The sequence below is a fragment of the Allobosea rubneri genome (genome assembly GCF_032464875.1).
Classification (GTDB): Bacteria; Pseudomonadota; Alphaproteobacteria; order Rhizobiales; family Beijerinckiaceae; genus Allobosea; species Allobosea rubneri.
On record NZ_JAWDID010000063.1, the window covers coordinates 23,681 to 30,842 of the forward strand.

At 67.5% G+C, this 7,162-nt stretch carries 8 protein-coding genes; 2 read left to right on the top strand and 6 right to left on the bottom strand.

Annotated elements, in window-relative coordinates; translation table 11 throughout:
• Nucleotides 1-32 precede the first annotated feature (32 nt).
• From RKE40_RS25490 to RKE40_RS25500, 3 genes are all read right to left on the bottom strand, one after another.
• Complete coding sequence (locus RKE40_RS25490; protein ID WP_316020999.1) at nucleotides 33-1,802, bottom strand: sensor domain-containing diguanylate cyclase; 1,770 nt, start codon at nucleotides 1,800-1,802, stop codon at nucleotides 33-35.
• Between the two features lie 136 nt (nucleotides 1,803-1,938).
• Nucleotides 1,939-2,316, bottom strand: coding sequence for a glyoxalase superfamily protein (locus RKE40_RS25495; protein WP_316021000.1), 378 nt, complete (start codon nucleotides 2,314-2,316; stop codon nucleotides 1,939-1,941).
• Between the two features lie 149 nt (nucleotides 2,317-2,465).
• Complete coding sequence (locus RKE40_RS25500; protein WP_316021001.1) at nucleotides 2,466-3,017, bottom strand: L,D-transpeptidase family protein; 552 nt, start codon at nucleotides 3,015-3,017, stop codon at nucleotides 2,466-2,468.
• 275 nt (nucleotides 3,018-3,292) lie between these two features.
• On the opposite strand from RKE40_RS25500, the gene RKE40_RS25505 reads away from it, so the two are divergent.
• Nucleotides 3,293-3,979: a response regulator transcription factor gene (locus RKE40_RS25505; protein ID WP_316021002.1), complete on the top strand. Its 687-nt coding sequence runs from the start codon at nucleotides 3,293-3,295 to the stop codon at nucleotides 3,977-3,979.
• Nucleotides 3,980-3,983: 4 nt separating this feature from the next.
• The gene (locus RKE40_RS25510) at nucleotides 3,984-4,448 is read left to right on the top strand and encodes a cyclic nucleotide-binding domain-containing protein (RefSeq protein ID WP_316021003.1); all 465 of its coding nucleotides are present in this window, start codon (nucleotides 3,984-3,986) and stop codon (nucleotides 4,446-4,448) included.
• 27 nt (nucleotides 4,449-4,475) lie between these two features.
• On the opposite strand, the gene xth is transcribed toward RKE40_RS25510, so the two are convergent.
• The 3 genes from xth to RKE40_RS25525 form a co-directional block, all read right to left on the bottom strand.
• Nucleotides 4,476-5,291 carry an exodeoxyribonuclease III gene (gene xth / locus RKE40_RS25515; protein WP_316021004.1) on the bottom strand — a complete coding sequence of 272 codons (816 nt, stop codon included), beginning with the start codon at nucleotides 5,289-5,291 and terminating at the stop codon, nucleotides 4,476-4,478.
• Between the two features lie 163 nt (nucleotides 5,292-5,454).
• The gene (locus tag RKE40_RS25520; protein ID WP_316021005.1) at nucleotides 5,455-6,279 is read right to left on the bottom strand and encodes an outer membrane lipoprotein carrier protein LolA; all 825 of its coding nucleotides are present in this window, start codon (nucleotides 6,277-6,279) and stop codon (nucleotides 5,455-5,457) included.
• 191 nt (nucleotides 6,280-6,470) lie between these two features.
• On the bottom strand, nucleotides 6,471-7,162 hold a 692-nt coding region (locus RKE40_RS25525; RefSeq protein ID WP_316021006.1), incomplete at its 5' end, for a DNA translocase FtsK.

Sequence of the window (7,162 nt, forward strand, 5' to 3'; positions counted from 1 at the left end):
ATTTCCGGTAGTGCCGGGTATGGCCGGCCTGCTCAGGAGCCGGCTGGGGCCGGCGCCCGTTCGGCTTCCGCCAGCACGACGCGGTTGCGGCCGGAGGATTTAGCCGCATAGAGCGCCTTGTCGGCACGCTCGATCACATCCTCGATATCGCGGTCCTGCTCGCAGACGATGGCGGCGCCGACGCTGATGGTGAGCTCGATCTGAGACAGGCCCTGCGTCACCACCGTCGCGCCGATCGCTTCGCGGATGCGGTTGGCAAGATTCTCGGCACCCTGCGCATCGGTCTCGCGCAGCAGAACGACGAACTCCTCGCCGCCGAAGCGCGCCACCTTGTCGGTCGTCCGGATCTGGCCGGCGATGATCTTGGAGACGGCGCGGATGACTTCGTCGCCGGCGGCATGGCCGAAAGTGTCGTTGATCCGCTTGAAGTGGTCGATGTCGAACATCAGCACACCGAGATTGCGGCGATAGCGCTTATAATAGTTCATCGCGTCTTCCGCGAAGGGCAGGAAGGCGCGACGGTTGAGCAGCCCGGTCAGTGGGTCGGTGTCGGCGAGGATCTGCAGGGTGTGCAGGTCCGAGCCGAGGCGGCGGGTCTTCTCGTCGGCTTCGCGCGCCTGCTTGTCGGCCTTGGCCTGGACGTCGCGAATGGTCGCAGCGGCGTCGCGCGCGCCCTTCTCGGCGATGCCGAGGCGGCGCAGCAAGGACCGCAGCGCGGCCGAGAGCTGGAGGATGTCGCGCGAGCCGTGCTGGCGCCTGATGCCGGCGGCGTTCGGATCGCGGCCGATCAGGTCCACCGAACGACAGAGGGTTCGTAGCGGCCCGGTGACGGTGCCGGCCAGGAACCAGGCGAGCGCGGCACCGATGGCCGCGACTGCCAGGCCGAGCAAGGCGATGACGGCGGTGAGGCGATTGGCCGGCGCGAGCGCGACATCGACCGAGCGCCGGGCGGCGACAACCCAGCCGAGGCCTGGATAATCGTCCAGCCCCTTGGTCGCGACGAGCGCCGTCAGCATAGGCTGATCGCCGGACCGGTCGACGAAGGAGACGCCGTGGCGGGCTCCGGCGATTTCTGCGCTCTCGAAACGCTTGGCGTCTTTCGGACCGAGCAGCACGGTGCCGTCGCGGCCGAGCACCCAGAGTTCGGAGGCGAGGGCGGGATCGTGGTTGCGCAGGACGTTGTCGCGCAGGGTGCCGGCCCAGTTCCAGCTCAGATGTGCGCCGAGGACGCCGACCTTGGCGCCGGTCGGGTCGAAGACCGGCATGGCGACGTCGACGAAGCGAAAGGGCGCTTCGTCCGGGCTCTTGCGCAACAGCGAATCGAGCAGCTTGGCGTCGTGGACGTCCTCTACGGCTGGCCCGGCAAGACCGCTGATGAACCAGGGGCGTTGGGCAACCGAGACGCCTTCGAGCATGCCGCGGGTCGCGGCGCGGACATTGCCGCTCGGTTCTGCGAGGCCGAGCCAGGCATAGTCGCTGAGGCCGGCCTGCAATTGCATCAGCACCGCCCGGACCCGCGCCGGATTGTCCTGCCAGAGACCGCGTAGCGGCTCCATCTCGGCCAGATTCTTGATCTCGCGGTAGCGCTCGAACATGTTCTGGTCGAGCCGGTCCGACATCGTGCGGGCGAGCGCGACGAGTTCGAGATTGGCCTCGCGCACCGCATCCCGGCGGGCGAGCCAGGCGGCCCCGGCGGCCGAGACGGCGACGACGACGATGCAGAGCAGGCCGGCCATGGCGGCGGTCTGCTGCCGCAGCGTCAGGCGATCGGCCAGCCCGACCAGTGACAGGCGCTTTGGCATGATCCTCCCCGGCAATAGTGCCGGAGAGGATCGATCGCTTCGGCGAATCGTCGGTTAACGAATGCCGACCGTCGCGGACGATGGTTTGCGGCGCGTGAACGACCGCGCTCGAATGCGTTCGACGGTCGTCGATGCTCTAGATCGGCTGGCCGACGTCGATGCGGTTGCCATCGGGATCCTCGAAGACGAAGGCGCGCAAGCCGTAATCCTTGTCGCGCAGGCCCTTGACGATGCGCAGCCCATGCGAGCGGCAGAGCTCATGAAGGGCGTCGACGTCCGCGACCATCATATGCGCGATGTTGAAAGGCGCGGCCTTGTGGTCCTTCTGCAGGGTCAGATGGATCTCGGCGCCGTCCTTCTTCAGGATCATGAAGCCGACCGGCTGGCCGTTCTCGAAGGTTTTCGTGAAGCCGAGCACGCCGGCATAGAAGGCGTGGGCGCGCTCCATGTCCTTGACCGGGAACATGGCGGCGACGCGGCCGAAGCCGATCGGGCGAGGAGAAGAGTCGTTCATGGCAAAGTCCCGCTGCGTGGATCAGCGTGCCTGCCTGGGCGGTGCCAAGTCGGGACGCTGCCGCGAATCTGTTCGTCGAGACGGTGCTCCCAGCCAGTATCGATGAGGTGGCCGGCTTTGCAAGCCTCGCAGAGGCGCTAGCCGCGTGGCTAGCGAACCACCAGCGTGCAGGCGCGCGCCAGCCGCGGCAACACCTTGGCGAAGACATGGCCCTCGACGGCGACGCAGCCGGCGGTCGGCGTGAAGCCGGGCCGGGCGAGATGCCAGAAGATCGCACTGCCGCGGCCGCGCCGGACCGGCGCATCGTTCCAGCCGAGCTCGACGATGACGTCGTAGAGATGGTCGGCGCGGGCGAGCCGCTCCTCGGCTTCGCCCAGCGGGCGGTCGATCAGCCGGTTGTAGCGCCGGTCGCTGGTGTCGTCGCACCAGGCGTCGCGCGGGCCGATCCGGCGTGCGGGCAGAAGGCTCGCCGGCCGCGCCAGCCGGTCGCCGCGGAAGAACAGGCGCCGCAGGGGCAGTTCGGCGCGCGGCGTGCCGCCATCGCCCTCGCGCTTGTCGACGATGACGCCGGAGCGGCCGAGCGCGCAGGGAAAGACCGCCCCGCCAGCCTTCAGGAAGCCCTTGCGGCGATCGCGCACCGAGCGCACCACGGTGATCCGGGTCAGCCGGCGGCCACCGGCACGGTCTTCAGCTCTGCTCACGGCGATCCTAGTCCTGAACGGCTTGCCGGCACCTTTGCCAGGCCGGTTGCTGCAAGATTCGCTTCGGAGGGTTAGCGCTGGGTGAACGCGAAAGCGCGCTTGCGATAGGCTCTTGCGCGCGCCAGCCCCACGCAGCGGGCGGGCCGAGGCAGGAAAATGAGAAAAACGTGATCGCCGGCATAGGCTTGGCGAATGGCTTCGGTGAAAAACCGGTTCCCACTTTTTCCTGCCATGCTCTAGTGTCGGCACGAACGCAATCGAGCTGAATCGGCATCATGTCAGCCACGCATCATATCCTGCTCGTCGACGACGACCAGAGCCTGCGAGACGCGCTCGCCGAGCAGCTCGCACTTTACGACGAATTCCGGGTCTCGACGACCGCGACCGCGACCGGGAGCGTCAAGATGGTCCAGGCCGAGCGCGTCGACCTCGTCGTGATGGATGTCGGCCTGCCCGACATGGACGGGCGCGAGGCAGTGAAGCTGATGCGCAAGAACGGCTTCAAGAGCCCGGTGATCATGCTGACCGGGCAGGGCTCGGACGCCGACACCGTGCTCGGGCTCGAGGCCGGCGCCAACGACTATGTCGTCAAGCCGTTTAAGTTCGCCGTGCTGCTGGCGCGGATCAGGGCTCATCTGCGGCAGTACGAGGCCAGCGAGGACGCGGTCTTTCAGGTCGGGCCCTATACCTTCCATCCAGGCTCGAAGCTGCTGGTCAACGCCAAGGGCTCGAAGACCAAGCTGACCGAGAAGGAAACGGCGATCCTGCGTTTCCTCTATCGCGCCGGGCGCAAGCCGATCGCGCGCGAGGTGCTGCTGCAGGAGGTCTGGGGCTACAACTCTCAGGTGACCACCCATACGCTGGAGACGCATATCTACCGGCTCCGGCAGAAGATCGAGCCCGACCCCGCCAATGCCCGCTTGCTCGTGACCGATGCCGGTGGCTATCGGCTGAACCCCTGAGATCATGGCGCTCAACGACGACATCGCATTCCTGGCCCGGCAACCGCTGCTGAGCCTGATGGATCGCGACGCGCTGCGCCTGGTCGCCTTCGCGGCGGAAAGCCGTACCTTGCGCGCGGGCGATGTGCTGTTCCGTCGTGGCGAGGGCTCGGACGGGGCTTTCTTGGTGGTCTCCGGCGCGGTCGCGCTCAGCCGAGACGATGATGGACGCCCTGCCGAGGAGATCGCCGGGCCGGGCGCGCTTATCGGCGAGCTCGCCTTGTTCGCGGCGCTGGAGCGGCCGGCGACGGCGATCGCCCGCGAACCGACGCAGGTGATGAAGCTCTCGCGCAGCGTGATGCGGCGCGTGCTGGCCGAATCGCCGGATTCGGCGGCGGCCCTCGCGCATGCGATCGAGGAGCGACTGACGGAGTTCACCGGCGAGCTCGCCTCGGTCGGCATGTCGCTCAGGGCGATCGACTGGCGCTGAGCGGCGCCGCCCTGCTCGCGGTGGCCCTCAGAGTTCGAGCGAGACCGTCACGGGGACATGGTCGGAGGGGCGTTCCCAGCCGCGCGCCTCGCGCAGGAATTCGAGATCGCGCAGGGTCGGCTTCAGCCCGTCCGAGAGCCAGATATGGTCGAGCCGGCGGCCCCGATTGGAGGCCTGCCAGTCGGCGGCGCGATAGCTCCACCAGCTGTAGAGCTTCTCGGGTTCCGGCTTCAGCGTGCGGGCGGCGTCGGTCCAGCCGAGCTCGCTACGCAGTCTTTCCAGCGTGTCGGTCTCGATCGGCGTGTGGCTGACGACGTCGAGGAGCTGCTTGTGGCTCCAGACGTCGTGCTCGTAGGGAGCGATGTTGAGGTCGCCGACCAGGATGCTCGGCCGTCCCGACGGGTTCTTGGCGACGCCCCAGGCGCCGAGCGCGTCGAGGAACTGCAGCTTGTGCGCGAATTTCGGATTGGCCTCGGGGTCGGCGATGTCGCCGCCGGCCGGGATGTAGAAGTTATGGATGGCGATGCCGGCAGCCGCTCCCGCGCCGGCATCGAGCACGACGCTCATATGGCGGGCGTCGTTGCGCTCGCACATCGCCATCGCTTCCTTCTCGCAGAAGGGCAGCCTGGAGACGATGGCGACGCCGTTATAGCCCTTGTTGCCGATGAAGGCCTGGTGGGCATAGCCGGCCTCCGCGAAGGCCTTCGTCGGGAACTGCTCGTCCGGCGTCTTGGTCTCCTGGAGGCAGAGAATGTCGGGCCGGTGGTTCTTGAGGAATTCGGTGACCAGGCCGATGCGCAGGCGTACCGAATTGATGTTCCAGGTGGTGACGTCGAGCTTCACGCGCGGGATCCGGTCGGAATGGGAGCCGGAAACTGGGTCGCCCCGCGCAGAAAAGCAAGGGCCGGCAGGTCATTCCAGACAGGTCGCGTCAGCGGCGCCGAGTCCGGCGCTCGGCTTCGTTGCGGCCGGCAGCACGACAGGAGCGGGCGGAGAACCAGCGCGGTCAGAGCACGCGCTGGTAGTCGATCACGAAGTTCTTCTGGTCGGGCCGGCGCTGGGTGTCGAGATTGTAGAGCGAGACCGAGGTCTCGTAGCCCTGCGGATCGATCACCACCCATTGCCTGAGCTCGTTGGCGGTCAGGTCGAAATTCAGGGTGATCTTCGAGGTGCCGCCAAGCGTAGAGCGGTCCTCGATCTTGACCGAGAGGATGTCGCCCTTGGTGCTGACGCCGGTGACGGTCGAATCCCGCGCCAGGTCCATGTGCTCCTTCAGCAGGAACTTCAGCGGCGTCTGGCCGATCGAATAGAGGTCCTGCGTCGCCAGCTTCTTGTCGCGGATCGCAACCGAGGTGCCGTCGGCGATCACTTCCATCGTTACCGGCGGACGGTACTCGAAGCGCATCTTGCCGGGGCGCTGGACATAGATCTTGCCTTCGAAGCGGCGGCCATCGGCGGCGAACTGGATGAAGTCGCCCTGCAAGGTGGCGAAGCCGTTGAAATAGGCGTTCAGGCGCTCGACCGCTTCCGGCTTGGACAATGGCGCGGAAGGCCGCGAGGGCTTGGTGGCGGGCGCCGGGCGCTGCGGCTCGTTGTTTGCGGTGACCACAGGGGTCGCGACCGGGGCGGCAGTCGGCGCCGCAGCGACGTCATGGCGCGGCATTCCGAGACCGGGCGGGCGGGTCGGCGGCAGGGGGATGGCCCGCTGCTTCGGCGCCGGCGGCTGGGTCGCGGGCCGGATGTCGAGCGGCTGCGACCATGCCGAGCCCGACGCCAGCACGAGCGCCAGGGCGGCTGCTGCGAAAGCTGACGTGGGGAGCGAAGGCTTCATGAGGCGGCTCGGTTCCATTTTCTCGGGCTGACGCTGGATATCGTGACGGCGAGGCACGCCGGCAAGGGTTCAACGCCGCTACCGTCGGCGAGGTTGCACGTTGCTCATGGCAATTTCAGGACCGGTTTCGCGCGATACTGCGGCCGAAAGCGCTGTGGCGGCGTGCCGCGCCCGGTTCTCGCAGGCATGGCTCAGTCCTCGTCCTCCCGTGCGCGCGAGGTCTCCACGAGGATTTCGCGTTTGCCTGCGTGGTTTGCTGGACCGACGATGCCCTCGTTCTCCATGCGCTCCATGATCGAGGCTGCGCGGTTGTAGCCGATCTGCAGGCGGCGCTGGATGTAGGAGGTCGAGGCCTTCTTGTCGCGCAATACGACGGCGACGGCCTGGTCGTAAGGGTCCTCGCTCTCGGCCTGGCCCATGCCGGTCTTGTCGAAGACGGCGCCGTCCTCCTCCGCGCCGGCACCCTCCTCCTCTTCGGCGAGGACGGCATCGAGATAGTCCGGGCGCCCCTGCGTCTTGAGGTGGGCGACGACCTTCTCGACCTCGGCATCGGAGACGAAGGGGCCGTGCACGCGGGTGATCCGCCCGCCGCCCGCCATGTAGAGCATGTCGCCCTGGCCGAGCAGCTGCTCGGCGCCCATCTCGCCGAGGATGGTGCGGCTATCGATCTTCGAGGTGACCTGGAAGGAGATGCGGGTCGGGAAGTTCGCCTTGATCGTGCCGGTGATGACGTCGACCGAGGGACGCTGCGTCGCGAGCACGACATGGATGCCGGCGGCACGCGCCATCTGGGCGAGGCGCTGGATCGTGCCCTCGATCTCCTTGCCGGCGACCATCATCAGGTCGGCCATCTCGTCGACGATCACGACGATGTAGGGCAAGG

Coding starts and splice junctions, on each gene's coding strand:
- RKE40_RS25490 (WP_316020999.1), bottom strand. CDS start 1,802: ATGCCAAAGCGCCTGTCACTGGTCGGGCTGGCCGATCGCCTGACGCTG.
- RKE40_RS25495 (WP_316021000.1), bottom strand. CDS start 2,316: ATGAACGACTCTTCTCCTCGCCCGATCGGCTTCGGCCGCGTCGCCGCC.
- RKE40_RS25505 (WP_316021002.1), top strand. CDS start 3,293: ATGTCAGCCACGCATCATATCCTGCTCGTCGACGACGACCAGAGCCTG.
- RKE40_RS25510 (WP_316021003.1), top strand. CDS start 3,984: ATGGCGCTCAACGACGACATCGCATTCCTGGCCCGGCAACCGCTGCTG.
- RKE40_RS25520 (WP_316021005.1), bottom strand. CDS start 6,279: ATGAAGCCTTCGCTCCCCACGTCAGCTTTCGCAGCAGCCGCCCTGGCG.